At 64.2% G+C, this 19,779-nt stretch carries 14 protein-coding genes; 8 read left to right on the forward strand and 6 right to left on the reverse strand.

Annotated features, from left to right (window positions below):
• The first annotated feature begins 20 nt into the window (after positions 1-20).
• Positions 21-2,522 carry a zinc-dependent metalloprotease gene (locus D1Y84_RS02290; RefSeq protein WP_124847072.1) on the forward strand — a complete coding sequence of 834 codons (2,502 nt, stop codon included), beginning with the start codon at positions 21-23 and terminating at the stop codon, positions 2,520-2,522.
• A 68-nt stretch (positions 2,523-2,590) separates the two neighbouring features.
• Here D1Y84_RS02290 and D1Y84_RS02295 read toward each other — a convergent pair whose 3' ends face one another.
• The 3 genes from D1Y84_RS02295 to D1Y84_RS02305 all read right to left on the reverse strand — a co-directional run bounded on the left by D1Y84_RS02295 (position 2,591) and on the right by D1Y84_RS02305 (position 7,614).
• Positions 2,591-3,061 carry a DUF1641 domain-containing protein gene (locus D1Y84_RS02295; protein WP_124847073.1) on the reverse strand — a complete coding sequence of 157 codons (471 nt, stop codon included), beginning with the start codon at positions 3,059-3,061 and terminating at the stop codon, positions 2,591-2,593.
• A gap of 8 nt (positions 3,062-3,069) precedes the next feature.
• Positions 3,070-6,072, reverse strand: a complete 3,003-nt coding sequence (gene fdhF, locus D1Y84_RS02300) for a formate dehydrogenase subunit alpha (protein WP_233581538.1) — start codon at positions 6,070-6,072, stop codon at positions 3,070-3,072.
• 279 nt (positions 6,073-6,351) lie between these two features.
• A complete protein-coding gene (locus D1Y84_RS02305) occupies positions 6,352-7,614 on the reverse strand; it encodes a homoserine dehydrogenase (protein WP_233581004.1) in 1,263 nt (420 codons plus the stop codon).
• Positions 7,615-7,708: 94 nt separating this feature from the next.
• Between D1Y84_RS02305 and D1Y84_RS02310 the strand changes: the two genes are divergently transcribed.
• The 7 genes from D1Y84_RS02310 (at position 7,709) to D1Y84_RS02340 (ending at position 15,824) form a co-directional block, all read left to right on the forward strand.
• Positions 7,709-8,323 carry a YkgJ family cysteine cluster protein gene (locus D1Y84_RS02310; RefSeq protein WP_124847076.1) on the forward strand — a complete coding sequence of 205 codons (615 nt, stop codon included), beginning with the start codon at positions 7,709-7,711 and terminating at the stop codon, positions 8,321-8,323.
• 72 nt (positions 8,324-8,395) lie between these two features.
• Positions 8,396-9,391, forward strand: a complete 996-nt coding sequence (locus D1Y84_RS02315) for an NAD(P)H-quinone oxidoreductase (protein WP_124847077.1) — start codon at positions 8,396-8,398, stop codon at positions 9,389-9,391.
• 49 nt (positions 9,392-9,440) lie between these two features.
• A complete protein-coding gene (locus tag D1Y84_RS02320) occupies positions 9,441-9,923 on the forward strand; it encodes a nucleoside deaminase (RefSeq protein WP_124847078.1) in 483 nt (160 codons plus the stop codon).
• 365 nt (positions 9,924-10,288) lie between these two features.
• The gene (locus D1Y84_RS02325; RefSeq protein WP_158615271.1) at positions 10,289-11,863 is read left to right on the forward strand and encodes a TolC family protein; all 1,575 of its coding nucleotides are present in this window, start codon (positions 10,289-10,291) and stop codon (positions 11,861-11,863) included.
• A complete protein-coding gene (locus tag D1Y84_RS02330; protein ID WP_124847080.1) occupies positions 11,860-12,159 on the forward strand; it encodes a YtcA family lipoprotein in 300 nt (99 codons plus the stop codon). Before D1Y84_RS02325 ends, D1Y84_RS02330 begins: the two co-directional genes overlap by 4 nt.
• A gap of 24 nt (positions 12,160-12,183) precedes the next feature.
• The gene (locus D1Y84_RS02335) at positions 12,184-13,563 is read left to right on the forward strand and encodes an HlyD family efflux transporter periplasmic adaptor subunit (protein ID WP_124847081.1); all 1,380 of its coding nucleotides are present in this window, start codon (positions 12,184-12,186) and stop codon (positions 13,561-13,563) included.
• Complete coding sequence (locus D1Y84_RS02340; protein ID WP_124847082.1) at positions 13,560-15,824, forward strand: FUSC family protein; 2,265 nt, start codon at positions 13,560-13,562, stop codon at positions 15,822-15,824. The genes D1Y84_RS02335 and D1Y84_RS02340 overlap by 4 nt, the downstream gene beginning before the upstream one ends.
• Before the next feature lie 17 nt (positions 15,825-15,841).
• Here D1Y84_RS02340 and D1Y84_RS02345 read toward each other — a convergent pair whose 3' ends face one another.
• The 3 genes from D1Y84_RS02345 to D1Y84_RS02355 are packed head-to-tail and all read right to left on the reverse strand — an operon-like array spanning position 15,842 to position 19,757.
• On the reverse strand, positions 15,842-17,203 hold the full coding sequence (locus tag D1Y84_RS02345; RefSeq protein WP_158615272.1) for an oligosaccharide flippase family protein: 1,362 nt from the start codon (positions 17,201-17,203) through the stop codon (positions 15,842-15,844).
• On the reverse strand, positions 17,200-18,585 hold the full coding sequence (locus D1Y84_RS02350) for a glycosyltransferase (RefSeq protein WP_124847084.1): 1,386 nt from the start codon (positions 18,583-18,585) through the stop codon (positions 17,200-17,202). The genes D1Y84_RS02345 and D1Y84_RS02350 overlap by 4 nt, the downstream gene beginning before the upstream one ends.
• Entirely contained in the window at positions 18,582-19,757 is a 1,176-nt protein-coding gene (locus D1Y84_RS02355; RefSeq protein ID WP_158615273.1) for an acyltransferase, read from the reverse strand. The genes D1Y84_RS02350 and D1Y84_RS02355 overlap by 4 nt, the downstream gene beginning before the upstream one ends.
• Positions 19,758-19,779 lie beyond the last annotated feature (22 nt).

Below are 19,779 nucleotides of genomic sequence, written 5' to 3' on the forward strand. Positions count from 1 at the left end.
ACGTGTACTCTGGCACCAACATGCTCCCTGCCCAGCCTCTGCTTGCCCTGCTGTTTGCCGCTACTGCGTTGTCTGCTCCCGCGTTCGCTCAGGACACACCCGCGCACGCTGCCACTTCTGCGCAGCCGGCGAACAGCGAGCGGCGGCTTGACGGCTACTTCCCACTGCGCTGGCAACCACAAGCAGGCAAGTTGCTGCTCACTATTCCGCAGGCAACGCTGGCACCCGGGCAGCAGTTTCTGCTGCTCGACACGCTGCGCCGGGGAGTTGGCGCGAATGACCTGATGCTCGATCGCGGCCAGCTTGGACAAGGCCGACTGGTGGAGTGGTACCGCTCGGGAAATCGCCTGCTGCTGATCGAGCCCAACCTCGCGTACCGGTCCTCCTCAGCGAGCACGGACGAGCAGGGCGCCGTGCGCGACTCGTTTGCACAAACGGTGCTTTGGGACTTTCGCATCGAGAACGATGGAGACGGCGCTGATGGTTCTGTCACCGTGGATGCTACAGATTTCTTCCTGTCGGATATCCATGGCGTAGCCGAGCGGCTGCAAGGCAGCAAGCAGGGCGCCTACCATCTCGATATCCAACGCTCCGCGATTGCCGCGGAGAGCCTGCGGGACTTTCCGCGCAACACCGAGGTCGAGTCGGTGCTGACCTTCTCGGACGACGCGACCCCGGCGAAGCTGATCCAATCGGTGACACCCGACGCGCACCACGTCACCGTGGCTGAACATTTTTCGCTGATCGCTCTGCCCGACGCCGGCTACAAAGCGCGCCGCTTCGACCCGCGCTCTGGCTATTTCTCGCTCGATTACCGCGACTACTCCGTGCCGCTGGGCGTCCCCATGGATCAGCACCTGATCACGCGGCACCGGCTCGAAAAGAAGAACCCATCCGCCGCAGTCAGCGACCCGGTGCAGCCCATCGTTTATTACGTGGACCGTGGCGCCCCTGAGCCCATCCGGACCGCCCTGATCGAGGGAGCGAGCTGGTGGAACGAAGCCTTTGAAGCAGCGGGCTTCCACAACGCGTTCCAGGTGCGCGAGCTGCCTGACGGCGCCGATCCGGAAGATATCCGCTACAACATGATCGACTGGGTGCATCGGTCAACGCGCGGCTGGAGCTATGGCGAAAGCGTCGTCGATCCACGCACCGGCGAGATCATCAAGGGCGTCGTGACCCTCGGCTCGCTGCGGGCGCGGCAGGACTTCATGATCGCCGAAGCGCTGCTCGCTCCCTACGCCAACGCGCAGGCGACGCCCGAGCAGACCAGAGCGGAGCAGGCAGAAGCGCTGGCCATGGTGCTGGCGCGTATCCACCAGTTGGCCGCGCACGAGGTAGGCCACACCTTGGGACTCGCTCACAACTTTGCGGCCAGCAGCATCGCGCAGGGAACGTCGGTGATGGACTACCCGCACCCGCTCATTACCCTGGACGCGAACGGCAGACCCGACTTATCCCATGCCTACACGACCGGCATTGGCGCGTGGGACAAGGCTGCCATCGCGTACGGCTATACCGAGTTTCCTGCAGGCACCAAGGAACCGGAAGCACTCGACGCACTGCTGCGCAAGGACACCACCGACGGACTGATCTTCGTAACCGATGAGGATGCGCGGCCACTCGGCAGCCTCAATGCGCGGGCGCATCTCTGGGATAACGGCACCAGCCCATCCGCGGAGCTCACCCGCATGCTGGCCGTTCGCAAGGCCGCGCTGGAGGGTTTCGGCGAGAACGCCATCCAGCCGGGCCAGCCGCTGGCAACGCTCGAAGACACTCTGGTTCCCTTGTACCTGCTGCATCGTTACCAGACCGAGGCGGCAGCCAAGGAGCTCGGTGGAGAAGACTATGTCTACAAGCTGCGTGGCGACAATCAACCAGCAGCGCGGGTGGTCTCGGCAGCGGAGCAGCAGAAGGCGCTGTCTGCCGTACTGGCCACCCTCGATCCACAGGCGTTGACACTGTCGCCTGCACTGCTTGCCATCCTGCCGCCGCGCCCGTTCGGGTATGACCGGACACTGGAGTCCTTCCCGTCGCAGACCGACCTGGCCTTTGATTCGCAGGCAGCCGCCGCTACGGCAGCCAACCTTACGAATGCCCTGCTGTTCGAACCCACCCGTGCGACGCGCCTCGTGCAGAACCATGATCGCGATCCTGCGATGCCTTCGCTCGATGCGGTCATTCGCGCAACACTCGCCGCCACTTGGTATGCACCGGCCTCGACGAACGATTTGGGGGAAACGGCGCGCACCGTGCAGACCAGCGTGCTGCGCCACCTGCTTGCACTGGCTGCAAGCGAGGACGCAGGCGACCAGGCTCGGGCCGTGGCCTGCATGCAGGTGGCTGACTTGAAAGTATGGCTGCAGGCAAAAACAGACCCGACCCTCGATGCGGACTGGCGGGCGCACTGGGCGGCGGCCCTGCGCCTGATCGCCCAGTGGGAGAAAGACCCGGCAGCCTTTGCGATGCCAATCGCTCTGGAAGCGCCTCCGGGCCAGCCCATCGGCAGCGACGACGAGTAACCCATGGAACCACAAAGCCCACCTGCGAAGGTGGGCTTTGTGGTTCCACTCTGGCATTCCCCGCTCGCTTACTTCTTGGTCGCGCCCGGGCCGAGCGCACGTCCCACAGCTTCAAGCACAGAAAGTCCTGTGCCCATGGCCCGACGCACATCCGCAGAAAACAACCGCTTCACCATCGCAAACAGGCTTGGCGGCTCCGAGGCCTGCGTCTCTGTCAGCACAGGGGTTACTGTGCTGGTGATGCGATGCAGTGCATCCGGGTCCACCGTACCGAGCAGGTTGGTCAGGATCAACAGGTTGCGAATCGCCCGCGTGGACTGCGGCGAAGTGGCCACACTGACCACCTCGGTCAGGACCTGGTCCCCTGCTCCAAGCAGGCCGCGTACGACTTCCAGCGTGTGTGTGTCATGCAGGGTTTGCAGGGTGCGATACGCGTCGAGAAGCGCCTCGGCGTGCTGCAACGGAGCGGCCTCAAGCTTGCGCTCCGTCTCCTCTTTCGCCGGCTTGATCACGGGTAGAACTGTAACTGCCTTCGCCATTGCTCTTGCTACCTCTTCATCTTTCCGGCGCCGTTGCCATTGTGTCCGTTACCGATGCTGATCTGCACCAGTTCCGGATCAAGCCCGGGCATCCGGTAGTCTGCGCGCTTCCACTTACGCTCGACCTCGACGCCATTCTGCGGCGTGGGATGGCCGTTCCGGAAGTTGATCGCCTTGAGAGGGTTCTCGCCCTTCCACGGCAGCACCTTCATCTTGACGGCAAGCTCCTTGTAGGCAGGGGTGTGGGTCACATCATCCACATCGCTACCGGTCAGCAGATTCACTGGAGCATCCGGCGAGTTCAGAGGGATAAACATCTGGTTGCCCTTGACGCGATCCGTGATCAGTACCGGCACACGCAGCGTAGCGCGGCGCGAAGTGATATCGACCCACTGTCCGGTCGTCAGGTTGTGCAACTTGGCGAGCTCAGGCGAAACCTCCACCCAGCGATCGGGTGTCTCCTCCTTGATTCCGGGAACACGGTACGTCATGTTGCCTTCATGGAAGTGCTCCAGGAGGCGGCCGTTGTTCAGGTGCAGGTCGAACTCGTCATCTTCCACTTCGATCGGGTGACGGTACTTCAGCGGGTGGAACTGTGCCTTGTTGTCAGGCAGCGGAAAGCCGGTCGTATACAGCAACGGCTGGTCTGTTCCGTCGATCGCCACCGGCCACTGCAGGGTCTTGTAGCCCTCGAGACGGTCATAGCGAACACCCGCAAACAGCGGTGCGAGCGATGCTGCCTCGTGCATGATCTCGGATGGGTGCTTGTAGTTCCACTTCGCCCCCAGGCGATTTGCGATGTCCTGAATGATGCGCCAGTCAGGCCTGGACTCGCCGAGCGGCTCGAAGACTTCATACAGGCGCTGAATACGGCGCTCTGTGTTGGTGAACGTGCCTTCCTTTTCGAGACTGGGGCTTGCCGGCAGCACCACGTCGGCGAAGCGGCAGGTCGCGCTGAAGAAGATATCCTGCACTACGAAGAAGTCGAGCCGCTCAAAGCCACCTGCGACATGGTTCGCGTTGGAGTCCGCCGAGTACATGTCCTCGCCGAACAGGTAAATGCAGCGAAGTTTCCCGTCGTAGACCGCGTCAATCATCTGGTGATTGTCGAGTCCCTTTTCCTTCTGGAGCTTGGCGCCCCAACCCTGCTCGTAACGCTCATGGGCTGCTTCGTCGTCGGTGTGCTCGTAACCCGGGAACATGTTTGGCATGCAGCCGAAGTCGCTGGCGCCCTGCACATTGTTGTGCCCACGCAGCGGGTAGGCACCGGTGCCGGGCCGCATGTAGTTGCCGGTCGCGAGCAGCAGGTTCGAGATTGCTGTAGACGTATCCGAGCCCATCACATGCTGTGTGACGCCCATGGCCCAGAGAATGCAGACACTCTCCTCGGCTGCAATGATGCGCGCGATACGCGTGAGCTCTTCGATCGAGATACCGCACTTCTCAGCAGCAAACTCCATCGTTGCCCAACTGCTCTCCGCGCGGAACTCTTCGAGCTTGTTGACCCAGCGCTCGATGAAATCCATCTTGGCCAGACCGCTGTCGAGGATGTACTTCGTCATCGCGGTCAGCCAGATGATGTCTGTACCCGGCGTGGGCTGGAAGAAGATATCCGCGCGACGCGCCATCTCGTGCTCGCGGATATCGGCCACGATCAGCTTCTGTCCACGCAACTTGTGCGCCTGCTTGACGCGCGTCGCCAACACGGGGTGGCTTTCGGTGGTGTTGGTGCCGATGCAGATCACGCAGGAGGCCTTGCCGATGTCGTGGATCGATCCGGAGTCGCCGCCATAGCCCACTGTGCGGAACAGGCCCTGGGTCGCCGGCGACTGGCAGTATCGCGAGCAGTTATCGACATTGTTGGTGCCGACCACCGCACGCGCCAGCTTTTGCATGAGGTAGTTCTCTTCGTTCGTGGTCTTCGAGGAAGCGATAAAGCCCAGCGCGTCCGGACCGTACTCCTGCTTGATCTGGCCCATCTTCGAACCGATCAGCGTCAGCGCCTCTTCCCAGCTTGCCTCGCGGAAGGTTTCGCCATCCGGATTGCGGATCAGCGGCACCTGCAGCCGGTCGGGTGCGTTTACATAGTCCCAGCCGAACTTGCCCTTCACGCAGGTGGAGATATCGTTGGCCGCTCCCTGCGAGGGCTCGACCTTGAGGATGTGGCGCGAATCCGGCTTGGTCCAGATGTCGAATGAGCAGCCGACGCCGCAGTACGTGCACACAGTCTTGGTCCGCGTGGTACGCGTCTCGCGCATTGCGGCTTCAGTCTCGGAAACCTTTAGGATGGGACCGTAGCCCATCTCCGGCTCGATCGCCTTGACCAGGTCGATCATCTGCTCGAGGGGCTTGGCTGGCCAGTTTGTCAGGTACCCGGCTTCACCCAGCATCGACTTTTCCATCAGCGCGTTGCAGGGGCAGACCGTGATGCAGTGTCCGCAGCTTACGCAGCTCGAGCCGCCGATGGTGTGGCCGCCATCCCACTGCACGCGGGGGTGCGGGTCTTCCCAGTTAATCGAGAGCGTCTCGTTGACCTGGTAGTCCTGGCAGGCCTGCACGCAGCGGCCGCACAGGATGCACTGGTCCGGATCGTACCGATAGAACGGGTTGGTCTCGTCCTTTTCGTACGGCTTGGGAAGAAACGGGTGTTCCTGGTGCTCAACCTCGAGCAGCGCCGTGGTGTTATGCACGGTGCAGTTCCCGTTGTTGTTATCGCAGACCGTGCAGTACAGAAGGTGATTCCCGAGGATGCGGTCGAAACCCTCCTTCTGCGCGTTGCGGGCACGGGTCGACTCCGTCACGATGCGCGCGTCGGATTCCACCTTGGCGGCGCAGGCACGCGCAAGTTCCCCATTAACCTCCACAAAGCAGGTGTCGCAGGTCTGGATGGGACCAAGCTGGGGGAGGTAGCAGACGTGCGGCACCTCGCTCTTGGTGCCACCCAGGGTCCGCTGCAGGGCGTCAATGAGGCGCTCGCCCACGAGGGCCTTGGTGGGCTGCCCATTGACCATGATCGTGCACTCGGGCAAGTGATCGTCGTTCTGCGGATGCGTGGAAGGCAGGAGCTGCGAGGTAGTGGTTGCGGGGGTATGTGCCATAACTATTCGATTTTGATGCTACATGCCGCATCTTCGATTGGTACGTACCCGCATTACCATTGCGTTTCGCCACATACGCGGCATGGAGGTAACCGACAAGCATCAGCAGGCTTGCTGGAACGCTTGAAGTCGAATGAAATCGTCACCCGCGTTCCAGCAGCCTGCAAAGTCACAAGGCTGACCTGCCACTTACTACTGCTCGAGTATCTCCATCTCGAGCGGGGGTTCCAGCAGGCAATCCATCTGCTCTACCTCGGCCAGGGCGCGCCGAAGCGAAGAGCTGGCGCAGGGTTCCACTGTGATCACAAACGGCATGGCTGCCTTGCTGTGGCCAGGCTTCTGCAGCAGTGCGTCGATATTGATCGCCTCGCGAGCCAGCGCGGATGCGATGCCGGCAACGATGCCGGGGCGATCCTTGACCACGAACCGCACCGCGTGACGCAGGTGCAGGTCGCTGCTGACGTGGGCTTTGTGGCTGGGCAAGTCCACCGCGCCGGCACCATGAGCGATCGCCAGCAGGTCAGAGACCACCGCGACCGCGGTCGGGTGTCCGCCTGCCCCGTGGCCTGAGAACACCACGTCTCCTCCGAATGCGCCGCCCACCAGGACCATGTTTTCTGTTCCGCGCGACCACGCGAGTGGCGAGCGCAGCGGCACCAGCATGGGGCCGACCATGGCGATCACGCTGCCGTCCGGGGCAAGCTCGGCACGTGAAACCTGCCGCACGGTGCAGCCCAGCTCGCGGGCGTAATCGAAGTCGACCGAGGTCAAACGGGTGATGGCGCGGCAGCGTACAGCCTCCACCGGGACGTCGGCGCGCAGGGCGAGCCTTGAAAGAATCACCAACTTGGCCCGGGCATCGAAGCCGCCGACGTCCTCGGTCGGGTCAGCTTCGGCGTAGCCCCGTGCTTGCGCCTCACCCAGCATCGTGCTGTAGTCGGCGCCTGCCTCCATGCCGCTGAGTATGTAGTTGCAGGTGCCGTTCAGAATGCCCTCGATCCGCAGGATGCGCTCGCCTGCGAGCCCCTGCTGTAGCCCGGGAATCACCGGGATACCGCCGGCCACTGCTGCGCCGAAGGAGAGGCGTGCATCCTTGGACCGGGCCAGGGCATGCAGCTCTATGCCGTGGGCTGCGATCAGCTTTTTATTGGCGGTCACCACGCTCTTGCCGGCGGCCAGCGCGCGCCTCACCCAGTCGCCTGCCGGGTCGAGGCCACCCACCAGCTCCACCACCACGTCCGCATCCGAGGCCAGAACCTCGTCGACGCTGTCGGTCCAGCGCACGGTGTCGCGCACCCAGCTGGCCCGTTTCCGCTCCACGTTGCGGTTGTACACATGCGTCAGCTCGAGCTCGCCGGCGGCCGGACCGTCCAGCAAAATGCGCGCCACGGAGGAGCCAACGGTGCCAAACCCGAGAATCGCGACCTTGACTACTTTCTTTGCTGCTCCCTGCACACTGCCTCCCAAGGCGGATTGCTTTACCCCGATGTTGTTTGCCCCATGCTAACCGACCCGGCAGCGAGGGCCGCGCTCGTTGGAAAATAGACCCATGCTGCCTCTTCAGGATAAAGAGCTTGTGCAGATTGTTGACCGGGCACTAGCAGATGCCGCGCTTCGCGGGGGCCCATGGCTCGCCTGCCGCCCGGGCTGCACTCCCTGTTGCCACGGAGTCTTCCGGATCTCGCAGCTGGATGCCCTGCGCCTGCAGACAGCGCTGGATGCTCTCAGGCTGGAAGATCCACAGCGGGCTGCCGCCGTCACCATGCGAGCGGAGGCGCTGGTGGCAACGCTCAGCGCGGAGTTCCCCGGGGACGCCACCACTGGCCGCCTCGACGAGCAGCACACCCCCGAACAGGAAGCGGCGTGGGAGGGGTTTTCAGACCTGCCCGCGGCCGACACCGCATGCGCGGCGCTGGACCCCGCGAGCGGTCGCTGCGAGCTGTACGACGGACGCCCGCTGACCTGCCGCATCTTTGGGCCACCTGTGCAGAACGAAGGCGGGATCGGCGTGTGCGAGCTCTGCTACACGGGCGCCACGGAGGCCCAGGTGCTGGCGGGCGAGATGCACCTCGCGCACCAGGAGCTGGAAGAAGAGCTCGACCAGCAGCTGGCTGCGAGCGGACGCACGGGAGAAACCCTGATCGCCTGGGCCCTGCGGCCGTAGCGCTGAACCACCTCCAGCTGCAGGGTGCGCCGTGCTCGGTGACTGACATGATGACAGGCGCATCCCACCGCCATGCGAGCAATCACGGTACTGATGCCGGGTGGTCCCGAACAGTTGATCGTTGCAGAGCTGCCAGCGCCGCAGCCTGGCCCGGGCGAAATCCTGATCCGCGTTCACAGCGCCGGGCTCAACCGTGCGGATCTGCTGCAGCGGCAAGGCCATTACCCTCCGCCCCCGGGAGCTTCGCCGCTGCTCGGGCTCGAAGTTTCAGGCGAGGTGGCCGCGGTGGGCCCCGATCCACAAGAACACTGGCGGGTAGGTGACCGCGTTTGCGCACTGCTGCCCGGCGGCGGCTACGCGGAGTACGCCGTGGCCTCCGAGGGCTGCTGCCTTCCCGTACCCGAAGGGATGCCACTGAGTGATGCCGCAGCGCTGCCCGAGGCTGTGTTCACGGTCTGGGCCAATCTGTTTTCGACCGCGCCCGGCCAGGCCACCGCGGCTCGGGTCGAGCGCGGGGAGCGTTTGCTGGTGCAGGGTGGCTCCAGCGGCATCGGCTCGGTGGCACTGCAACTGGCCCGCGCACGTGGCGTGCTCGCCGCCGCGACCGCGGGTTCCGCGGAGAAGTGCCAAGCCTGTCTTGGACTAGGCGCTGTTTTTGCGGTGGACTACCACGAGGACTGGGCCGAAGCCATCCGCGCCTGGGCTCCCGATGGGGTCGATGTCATTCTCGACATGGTGGCTGGGCCTTACTTCCGCAAGCATCTTGCGCTGCTGGGAACCGGGGGCAGACTGGCGCATATCGCCACGGCCCAGGGTAGCGAGGTGCAGCTCGATATTCGCGAACTGATGCACAAGCGGCTCGTGATTACCGCCTCGATGCTGCGTGCCCGTTCGCCTGCGCTGAAGCGCGGGCTGCGCGACGAGATCCTGCGCGAGGTGTGGCCGCTGCTCGAAACGGGCGCACTGGCGCCGGTGATCCAGGCTCGCTTTCCGGCACAAGAAGCTGCGGCTGCCCACCGGGAGATGGAGAAAGGCGCGCACACCGGCAAGCTCCTGCTGGAGTTCTGAAGACCAGAAAGCGGTCTACTAGAATGGCTGCGGGGAGCGCAGCCTGCAGATGAAGCCGGATCAGCACGACACGCAATGGATGCGCAGGGCGATCTATCTTGCCAGCGAGAACGTGCGCACGGGCACAGGCGGTCCCTTTGCCGCGGTGATCGTTCGGGACGGCGAGTTGGTCGCCGAGGGCGCGAACCAGGTCTTAGCAACGCACGACCCCACCGCGCATGGCGAGATCGTCGCCATCCGCAAAGCATGCCGGGCGCTGGGCAACTTCCGCCTGGAGGGTTGCACGCTGTACAGCTCTGCGGAACCCTGTCCCATGTGCCTCGCTGCCATTTCGTGGGCACACCTCAGCCGGTTCTTCTATGGCAACACTGCTCAGGATGCAGCAGAAGCCGGCTTCGACGATGCACGGCTCTACCGGGAAGCTCGGCTGCCGGCCGCCGAACGGGCAATCCCCGGCACGCCGCTTCTCCGGGAGGAAGCCGGGGCAAGCTTTGCACTCTGGCGGCAAAGTCCCTTGCGGGTCGACTACTAGCAAGCGGCCACCAACCGGATGGCGACACCCGTCAGGGTGTTTCCGCAACGATCAGGCTGTGCTTCAATGTGGCAGCATAGTGCATGGCAGTTTGCCCATACGGCACGGCGGACTGCAAGCAACTGGATGCGCTGAGACCGCGGGTGACCGGCAATATAGGCAGGCGCGGTGAAGCGCATGGCTCAGCCTGCAGGTCGGTGCGGCGCATCGGCTTACCGCCCGAGACATGGTCGGACTTCTGAAGACGGGAACGCCACAGGGTGGGAACAGCTAGAACGAGACAAGCCGCGAACGCTCCGGCCGCTCGCGCCTCCGGGCAGCCGGAGCAAGCAGGGCGCCAGGCATGCATGGAGCCGGTCGGGCCCGTGCCGGCAGGGCGCAGCACGCCTTGGGCAAGGGGGCCGCACGCAGCAATCCTGCTCGCGGTGGTGACGGGTGGGCTTTTCTCTGCTGGCATGCAAGTGGCGGCGCAACAGCTTCCCTCCGCTCCCTCTGTCCCATGGACGGCCCCTGCACGGCTGCATCTCACGCCGCCGCCCGAGGCGCCCGTGCTCAACAGGGTTGACGCTTCGGAACCGCTTTCGCTCGCCGCGCTGATCGACCTCGCCGAGCAGCGCAACCCGGAAACTCGGGCGGCGTGGCAGCAGGCGCGACAGGCAGCCGCCGCCAGGGGGATCGCGCGTTCCGCCCTGCTGCCGACTTTGACAGGGCTGGTGATCGGGCAGACGCTGCGCAACGGGATCCTTTTCAATACCGAGTTCGTGCGGCAGACAGAGGGCATTCTCGAGCCGGCCCTGGACCTCGAGTACACCGTGTTCGACTGGAACGGCCGCCTGGACGCGTTGCGCGCTGCCCGCTACGACCTGTACGGGGCGAACTTCAGCTTCAACAACGTGCACCTGCAGGTGATCGAGAATGTGTGCAGCAGCTACTACAGCCTGCTCAACAGCCAGGGCCAGGTCGCAGCCGCGCTGATCAACCTGGAAAATGCGCGCAATGTTTCGAGCCAGGTCGACGCACGCCTGGAGCAGGGGCTTGCCACCCTGCCCGACGCTTTGGAAGCCCGCGCCGCATTTGCGCAGGCACAGTATGAACTCGCAAATCTCCAGGGAGCCCAGTCGAATGCGCAGGCAGCCCTGGCGACTACGCTGCGGCTGCCCGCGTCCACGGTGCTGCCGGTCGTACCTCTGGCAGCCCTGGCTCCGCCTTCCGCACTCGTGGACACAGCCGAGGATGCCACCGCTGTCGCGCTGCGCAACCGGCCCGACCTGCTCCGTCAGGAGACGCGGGTGGCCGCTGCGGACCAGCGCATCCGGCAGGCACGCACGGCGTATGCTCCGCAGATCACGTTCTCCGGCAACTGGGGTCGCGTGCGCGCATATGGCGAGCAGGACCAGCTGGCGGGCATCTACGCAGCAACCGGCGTGTGGAACGCGCAGCTCAATCTCAAGTGGACGCTTTTCGATGGCGGTCGGCGTGCGAACGAGGTGGCCCGGGCTATGGCCGAGAAAGCTGCCTCCCAGGCAGAACTCGACGCCGATCGGGATCGGATCGAAGACCAGGTATGGACCGCGTACACCAACGCGCAGACGGCGTTTGCCCAGCAGCAGGCAGCCGAAGCACTGCTGGCGGCCGCGCAAAGCTCGTATGCAGCAGCGACGCAGGCCTTCACGTACGGGGTGCGCACCCTGGTTGACGTCGTGACGGTGCAGCGCACGCTGGCACAGGCGCGTTCGCAGGAAGTAACGGCACGGACCAACCTCTTTCAGCAGGTGACACAGCTCAGCTTTCGCACGGGCGAGTTGCTGCGTGCGCATGCAGGGCCGACGGTGCTGCCGCCCACCACCGCGCCACCCGCGCCTGAAACTGTGTCGCCGCAGCCAGGCGGGGTAGCACCGCCGGATAACCGCACACAGCCGCGACCCAACGGGGGAGAATGAAGACCATGGTGTGCAGCGCCTACACAGGCACGATCACGCGAACGGCAAGGGGGACGGCAGCGCTTGGCTGCGTGTTGCTGCTGAGCGGCTGTCAGCGTGCCCCGGCCTACAGCATCCTGGGCTCGTTCTTCCCGGTGTGGCTGTTCTGTGCCCTGCTGGGCGTGCTGATTTCTTTCCTGCTGCACCTCGTGCTGCTGCGTCTTGAGTGGAACGAGCAGTTGTCACCTCCATTGCTGGTGTACCCCTCGATTGCCATCCTGCTCGCGCTGGGCATATGGCTCGTTTGTTTCAGCTAGACCCCGCGCGAAAGGAGCCCGCTCATGGCAGAAGACAACGCGCCACACGGCAACGCCGACGCTACAGACACCACTGACCGGAATGAGTCGCAAAAGCGCGCGCCGGGCCAGCCCGACGCACGCGACCCCGCAAAGCAGAATGAGCCACCAGACCCATCGCAGCCGGATAAGGGCACCCGCCGCCCCACGCCCGAGCAGCGCGGCCGGCAGACGGTGAGCGGACGGATCATCAGCGGCATCATTATCGCGGCGACCATCCTGGTGGTTGCGATTGTGATCTCGGAGACCGGCCACTACCCACGCACCGATGACGCTGAGGTCTTTGCCAACTACATCGGCATGGCGCCGATTGTGAATGGGCCGATCACCGCGGTGAACGTGCATGACAACCAGCAGGTGCACGCGGGCGAGGTGCTGTTCCAGGTGGACCCTCGCCCGTACCGGTACGCGCTGGAGCGCGCGAAATCGGACCAGCTTGCACTCGAGGGCCAGATCACCGACGAGGCGCGACGGATCCACGCACAGGAAAATGCAGCCGTGGCTGCGCAGGCTGCAGCCCGCACATCGGAAGCCAATGTAGGGCGCGCCACGAGTGGCGTGGATGAAGCCGCGGCCGATGTGGGCAACGCCCAGGCCGGGCTCGACCGTGCGCGGGCAGAGTACACCTACTCGCTGAACAACCTGCACCGCGTCGAGCCCCTGCTGGCGCGCCAGTTCGTCACCGTGGACCAGGTGGACCAGCTCCGCACCGGCACCGCCGCAAAAGAGCTCGCGGTGAAGCAGGCCGAGTCGCAGCTCAGTCTGACACAGGCACGGTTACAGTCAAGCTATGCCGCACTCACCGCGTCGAAGTCTACCGTGAGCCAGTCGCAGGCACAGGGCCGCCAGCAGCAAAGCGCCATCACCACGCTTTCGCCGTTCACCGCGCAGCGCGGCAGCCGTGCCTCCGCTGTTGAAAATGCGCAGTACAACTATGACAACTGCACCATCCGGGCCCCGTTCGATGCACGCGTGACCAATCTCACGCTCTCTGAAGGCGCGTTCGCGCACGCCGGCGAGCAGGTGTTCACCCTGATCGATACGCGTGTCTGGTGGGTCGTTGCGAACTTTCGCGAGACCCAGTTGCACCGCATCCTGCCGGGCATGCATGTGGATGTCTACCTGATGAGCAATCCCAACAGGCTCTACCGCGGCATCGTAGATAGCGCCAGCTTTGGCGTGACGCCGGACGCAAGCACCGTGGGCCGCATCGCTCAGGGGCTGCCCGACGTGCAGCGAACGCTCTCATGGGTGCACCTGGCCTCGCGTTACCCCGTGCGCATCCGCGTGATCGATCCTGAACCCAACGCGTTCCGCATCTCCGAGTCCGCGGTGGTTGTGGTGCGCGGCTGGGATCCCTGGTGAGCAGCGCCACGTTGCCGGCGGCCCGCCCGGGCGATCCCGGCGATCGCACTCCTCTTCACACCTGGTTTCTGAACTTTCTGCAGCGTGAGCTTGCCGCGTATCCCGGTCGCGTCTCGCTGGTGACGCGCATGGTGCTCGGCGCGACACTCACCATGCTGATCATCATGACGTTCCACCTTCCGGGCGGCGCGCTGGGCGGATATTTCGCGCTGATTGTCTCGCGGGAAAGCCTGCGCAACACGGTGCAGCAGATCTGGCTCACAATTGCGTTCTTCTGCCTGGCGACGGTCTACACGCTTGCGGGTATCGCAATCTTTGTGGATTCGCCGATCACTCACTTCTTCTGGGTGATCGGTTCGTTTTACCTGATCTTTTTCGTCATGGGCACCGCCCGGAACTATGGCCTGGCTGCGGGCTTTTCGTTCCTGATCGCCACCGCCATCCCCATCTGGGACCGTGCGGGCGACGTCAACCTCAAGGTCGCACTCACCCTCTACACCCTGCTTTCGGTCATCGTCGGCGTGGGCTGCACCTTGTTTGTGGAGTACGTGTACCGCGCGTTCCATCCCGTTGATCCCATCCTGCTGGGTGTGGCGGACCGGCTGCAGGTCGCAGGCGAGACACTGCAGGCGATCGCGGACGTGCGGCTGCCATCGAAGCCGGTGCAATCCCGCCTATTGCAGTACGCCATGGTCGGCCCGAGCAGTCTGCGGCGCCAGTTTATTCGTGCCGGCATCACGGCGGAGATACGAGCGCGGGTAAGTGCCGTGATTGCTATCTCCGGTCGCGTGGTCGAGCTGTGTGCCACCGCGCTGGCAACCGAGAGCAGCGGGCGTGTGCCCACGCAACACGATGCCGAGCGGCTGCGCTCCGTGGGGGGAGCGCTGCTCGAGCAGGCCGCCGAAGTTCGCGCGTTGCAGGCGGTGGAAGAGGTCGGGCAGAGCCAGGTGCCGGGATGGAAAGGCAGCGGCACCCGCTCGGCGTACCTGCCGATCCTGCCGGAGCTCGAACGAAGCGTCGGCTTGCTGGGCGATATCGCTAACTCCTTCGGCGTTCCACTGGAGGAGCAGGAGATCACGTACAGCGGGGTGGAAGCCGCAAGGCAGAAGGTGGCCGCGCTGGCGACGATGCTCGGTGCGCATCCCTCGAAGATCCTGGCTGCGGACGCTTTCACAAATCGCGAGCATCTTGTTTTTGCATTGCGGGGATGCCTCGCCGCCACGATGTGCTACCTGATCTACAACGGCATCGACTGGCCGGGGATCAACACCTCGGTGGCCACCTGCATCATCACCGCGCTTGGCACCATCGGCTCATCGCGGCAGAAGCAGTTGCTTCGCGTCGCCGGCGCAGTGGTGGGCGGCTTTGTGATCTCGCTGCCGGCACAGGTGTTCCTGCTGCCCCTGATGGACTCGATCACTGCCTTTACGATCTTCTTTGTTGTGGTGTCAGGCATTGCCGCGTGGTTTGCCACGTCAAGCCCGCGCCTCTCCTACTTCGGGTTACAGATCGCGCTTGCCTTCTACCTCGTCAACCTCCAGGAACCTACCTTTCAGACCTCGCTTTCCGTGGCGCGTGACCGCGTGGTGGGTGTGCTGCTGGGCCTGCTCATGATGTGGCTGGTGTTCGACCAGATCGCCGCTCCACTCGCCACGGTCCGCATGGGCGATCTGCTGCGCGGCAATCTGGACCAGTTGGCGGAGTTCGCGCTGACAATCAACCAGGTGGCCCGCGACGCCAGTGGCAAGCCTGAAGAAAACAGCGCTTTGGCCCGATTCCGCCAGTTGCGCGACAAGATCAACGACAGCTTCAGCCAGACCAATGCGCAGGCCGATGCCGTGGTATTCGAGTTCGGGCCACGCCGCGTGCAGCGCTTGTGGGAGCGCGAGCGCATGGAGGCCATGCAGCCTTCCATGCGGTCCATCTTCCTGCTGGAGATTGCCCTGTTCGAGTCTGACCAGCTACCTGGCGCCCTGATAGGACAAAGGGATGCCGCAAGCACTGCGGCCGTGGCGCAGTTTCTAGGGCAGGCTCACGATGCTCTCTGTCATGTTGCGGCGCTGCCTGTACCCGGCACCGCGGACGAAGATGCAGTGTTGACACACAAAGCGGAGGCTGCGGTGTTGCAGTTGCAGGAGGGTCACACCTGGCTGGAGAAAACCGTAGACCCCAAGCACGAAACGCTGCGTTCGTTGTCCGCAAGCCTGGTGTTCTCGATCCACGCCCTCCTTCGCGCGGCGACTACCCGGCGCACTGCGTAACCTGCGCAGGTGCGCTGCTAACCCGCCACCGTGTTGGAAGCTTCGGCCTCTGCTTTCGCAGCGGGCGCACCACGCGCGTGCTGCCTGCGAAGCAGCACCTGCAGGATGAGGAACGAGCACAAAGCAAGCGCACCATCGGACACGAGGCTGGTAAAGGCTGCGCCGCGCCATCCCCAGTGCGGGATCAGCAAGAGATTCAGAAGAAGGTTGAGGCCGGCCGCGAAGGCTTGTGCCGCGGTACGCAGCCACTGGCTGGTGCACGCGGTGATCGCCGTGCCCCACGCATAATGCAGGCCCCGAAGAAGCGGCAGCAGGCACAGAAAGCGCAGAGCCGACACGGATCGCCCAAAGGAGTGTCCGAACAGCAACGGCACCGCGGGCGCGGTGATGACCAGCAGCAGAGCGGCAGCGACGCCGAACGCGACGACCCACCGCAGCAGATCGCGAATAGCCATTGTCACGCCCTCTGCCCCGGAAGCGGAGCCTACACGGAAGAGCCGTGGAGACGCTGCTGCGAACAAACTGTAGACCGGGGTGGAGGCCACATCGAGCACCCGGTAGGCCGCAGTGTAAATGCCCGCGTCGGCCAGCATGCCGTGTGAGGCCAGCAGCGTTTTGTCGATGTCGTTATAGACCGAGATCGATGAGTTGGAGAAGGCGAAGGAGAGACCTTCCAGCAGGTGGCTGCGCCGGATTGCGGCCGGAACGGGCGACCCGAGCAGTCGCGACACCAGCACCAGGCTGAAGATAGCAACCAGCAAAGCGGCGACTAGATACAGGCGCACCCACAGGAGCACCACGACGTGGCGATGCGCGCGCGCGGCCCACACAAACAACGTGATGGCCGCCCCGGCTCGAGCCGCATTGGTGAGAGCTGCGAGCTTTGCGCTCCACCGTGCGAGCCCCGCGCCTTGAAATGCCCGGCTTGCAAGCTGCGTCAGCTTGCCGAACAACGCATCGGAGACGACGAGGTACGGCAGAAGCTGGCGCAACGTCAGCGGCAGAAAAAGTTTCCCGTAAAGCATTGCCACTGCAAGCACCAGCACAAAGCCTGCAGTGGAGACCAGGAGCGCGCGCGTCCAGGTAGCGCCGAATGCAGCCCGGTCTCGTGCGATGGTGCGCAGCAGCACCATCTCCATGCCCAGCGAGGAGAACTGCGAAAGCACACTGACCAGCGCGACGGCGCCTACGAACGCTCCGTATTCCTGCGCGCCCAGCATCCTGCCCATGCAGGAGAAGTAGAGAGCCTGGAAAATCACCGACGCTCCGCTGCCTGAGAGCAGCCAGGTTGCCTGGTGGCGCAGTCGGTCGCCGGCTGCCAGCCCTCCATAGTCGTGCAAGGGTTCGGCACTGCCGCGAAGATCTGCCGGCCCGCTCATCGATCCTTTCGGACACATGCGGCTTGTGGGTGCTCTCGCGGGGTTGGGTACTTCCCTGCAGCCTCGGCAGCATTCGCCGGCAGCTTGCGGGTGCTGTGTGCTGGTTCTTCCCTGTGCATTTTCATGCTCGGCAGTTCCGCGTCGAGGCTACGTCGAGACGGCATCCGGGAGCGGACGGAAAGCGTCGCTTCTTCATCCCACTCGAGCGGAGCAAACGGAGGCGGCAGAGGAGTGAGTGCACGCGCATCGCTCGCGGCTGGGCCGCGGCGCTGCCCCGCCACGGCTTCGTCATACAGCGATTCCAGCAGAGCAGTCTGCCGATCAAGGTGAAAGTGCTGCTGAATGCGCGCGTAGCCCGCCTCACGCAAACTCTGCACCAGAGAATCGTTCGAGCAGAGTTCGACCAGGTGCTGCGCAAGCGTCGCTGCATCGCCTTCTCGCGCGAGCAGGCCATGCACCCTGTGCTCGATCAACTCCGGGATACCGGAGTGCCAGGTGGACGCCACTGGCAGACCCATGCCAAGCGCTTCGCAAAGCACGATTGGTAGCCCCTCCGCATCGCCGCTCGCCGCGGTGATGGAAGGCGCGGCAAGGCAGCGGGCCTGTTGCATCTCTAAGCGCACCTCGGCAGCGGACCGCATGCCGAGAAACTCGGCGCAGAGCCCAAGGGCGCTCGCCTTGCTCTCGAGCGACCTGCGTTCGGGGCCGTCACCGGCTACGCGGAGCTTTGCATGCGGCAGTTGCCGCTGCACCTGCAGCATGGCGTCGAGCAGAATGGCACAGCCTTTCTTGTGGACTAGGCGCCCGACAAAAAGAACAGTGTCGCCAGGAGCCAGAGTTCGCAGGCAAGGCTCGGGCCGCACGCCGATTGGCAGCACCTGCAACTTATCGGCAGGAAAGCCTTGCTGAAGCGCGCGCGCGCGCACCGCATGCGAGACACATACAAAACACTCCGCCATACGCCAGAGGTTTTCGCGGCGCGCCAGGTAGCGGCGTCCGCGCCGGGTCTCTCTGTGCGTTTTGTCCGAACACATCACGTCATAGCCATGCAGTGTCACGACCAAAGGAATACCGAGTGCCTGCGCCAGGGGAACGGCCTCTGCTCCATCGAGTGCGAAGTGCGCGTGTATGAGGGCTGGAGCGTGCGCACGTACCTGGGCGATCAGTCCGCGAGAGCGCCCGAAGTACTGAAACAGCAGCCGCTCCCCGGCAGAGCGTGCAAGGCTGGGGGACGCGGCTGAAGGCAGAGCGAGAGTTGGCACGCTGCGACGCAGCCCGGCAAACACAGGCGCATACCGGCGCAGCGCATGTGCCTGCGCGGCAATAAAGGTCTCCGAAGGCGGCAGGAGATCGCTGCGATACACCAGCACGCGTCGCATCATTGCGCCTCCCGGGTGCGAACCACCGCCCACCGCGACTTGAGCCGCAGGAAACGCAGCTCCCACAGGTGATAGCTCAGCCACGCCATCAGCACCGTGAGGACCAGGGCAAGCAGCTTCTCTGCTGACACCATCGCCCGGCTCGTTGGCAGATGCGCGGCGCGACTGAGCGCATTGGCGATAAAGAAACCGGTTTCATGGAAGACGTACAGCCCGAAAGAGAGTTGGCCGAGGCGCACCAGCATGCGCGGACACCGGCTTTGCTCCAGACCGTAGAAGGCGAAGAAGAGCGCTGCGGCCCCGGCACCGGCCAGCATGTAGCCACACACCAGCCCGGCGCCTGATGGCACCGTCTCGGCGCTCTTGAGGTGGCACCGGCCGGCTGCGACAAGCATGCAGGCAGCACCCGCAAAGCCCAGCCCCGCTCGTGTTACACGCTTGCAGCCAGGTACGCGTCCGTTCAACAGGAGCGCGGCAGCAGCGCCTAAAGCAAAGTATTGAAACTGCACGCCGGTGTTGACCCATGCCGTCAGGTAAAGGCTGGCCGGGGGCGCATGCTCCGCCAAGAACAGCAGCAGGCCTCCGGACAAAACAACAACCCCGCAACACAGCAGCAGTGACTGCCCCCGTTCGAGCGACCGGTGGAGAGCAGGCCAGAACAGATACCACTGCTCCTCGACCGAGATGCTCCACAGCGCGCGCATGGGTGTCGAGATCCACGGATGCACCACGAGGTACCAGTTCCCCACCATCAGGCAGGACGCGAGGAGCCGACCATGCTCGATGCGAAAACCATGAAAGAACAGCCCCAGCACTGCGTACACCGCCAGGACGCCGTAATACAGCGGCCAGATCCGCAGTGCGCGCCGCACATAGAAGCTGCGCAGTTGCAGCGTCCCGCGCAGGCAGCGCTCGCGCCGGAAGAGTTCGGTGATCAGGAAGGCCGACAGAAAAAAGAAAACAGGTACGCCGCAACTACCCGCGCCCTCGAGCGTCTCCAGCACTGCACGGGGAAAGAGTGTTGAAAAAGCCAGCAGAGCGTGTGAGCTCCACACCATGAGAAAGGCAAGAAGCCGCAAAAGATCCAACTCCGGGCGGTAGAACTGTTGTGGTCGTTGTCGCTTCGATCCAGCCGGTGTTGGCTCGTCGAGCCGCGTGTGCTTGGCACCGGCCATCGGCAACCCTGAAGAGCCACAA

This window comes from Acidipila sp. EB88 (assembly GCF_003858395.1).
Classification (GTDB): Bacteria; Acidobacteriota; Terriglobia; order Terriglobales; family Acidobacteriaceae; genus EB88.

Excerpts from the sequence above, each read along its gene's own strand:
- D1Y84_RS02345 (WP_158615272.1), bottom strand. The coding sequence starts at position 17,203 with ATGAGCGGGCCGGCAGATCTTCGCGGCAGTGCCGAACCCTTGCACGAC.
- D1Y84_RS02350 (WP_124847084.1), bottom strand. The coding sequence starts at position 18,585 with ATGATGCGACGCGTGCTGGTGTATCGCAGCGATCTCCTGCCGCCTTCG.
- D1Y84_RS02320 (WP_124847078.1), top strand. The coding sequence starts at position 9,441 with ATGAAGCCGGATCAGCACGACACGCAATGGATGCGCAGGGCGATCTAT.
- D1Y84_RS02335 (WP_124847081.1), top strand. The coding sequence starts at position 12,184 with ATGGCAGAAGACAACGCGCCACACGGCAACGCCGACGCTACAGACACC.
- D1Y84_RS02330 (WP_124847080.1), top strand. The coding sequence starts at position 11,860 with ATGAAGACCATGGTGTGCAGCGCCTACACAGGCACGATCACGCGAACG.
- D1Y84_RS02315 (WP_124847077.1), top strand. The coding sequence starts at position 8,396 with ATGCGAGCAATCACGGTACTGATGCCGGGTGGTCCCGAACAGTTGATC.
- D1Y84_RS02290 (WP_124847072.1), top strand. The coding sequence starts at position 21 with ATGCTCCCTGCCCAGCCTCTGCTTGCCCTGCTGTTTGCCGCTACTGCG.
- D1Y84_RS02355 (WP_158615273.1), bottom strand. The coding sequence starts at position 19,757 with ATGGCCGGTGCCAAGCACACGCGGCTCGACGAGCCAACACCGGCTGGA.
- D1Y84_RS02295 (WP_124847073.1), bottom strand. The coding sequence starts at position 3,061 with ATGGCGAAGGCAGTTACAGTTCTACCCGTGATCAAGCCGGCGAAAGAG.
- D1Y84_RS02310 (WP_124847076.1), top strand. The coding sequence starts at position 7,709 with ATGCTGCCTCTTCAGGATAAAGAGCTTGTGCAGATTGTTGACCGGGCA.
- fdhF (WP_233581538.1), bottom strand. The coding sequence starts at position 6,072 with ATGGTCAATGGGCAGCCCACCAAGGCCCTCGTGGGCGAGCGCCTCATT.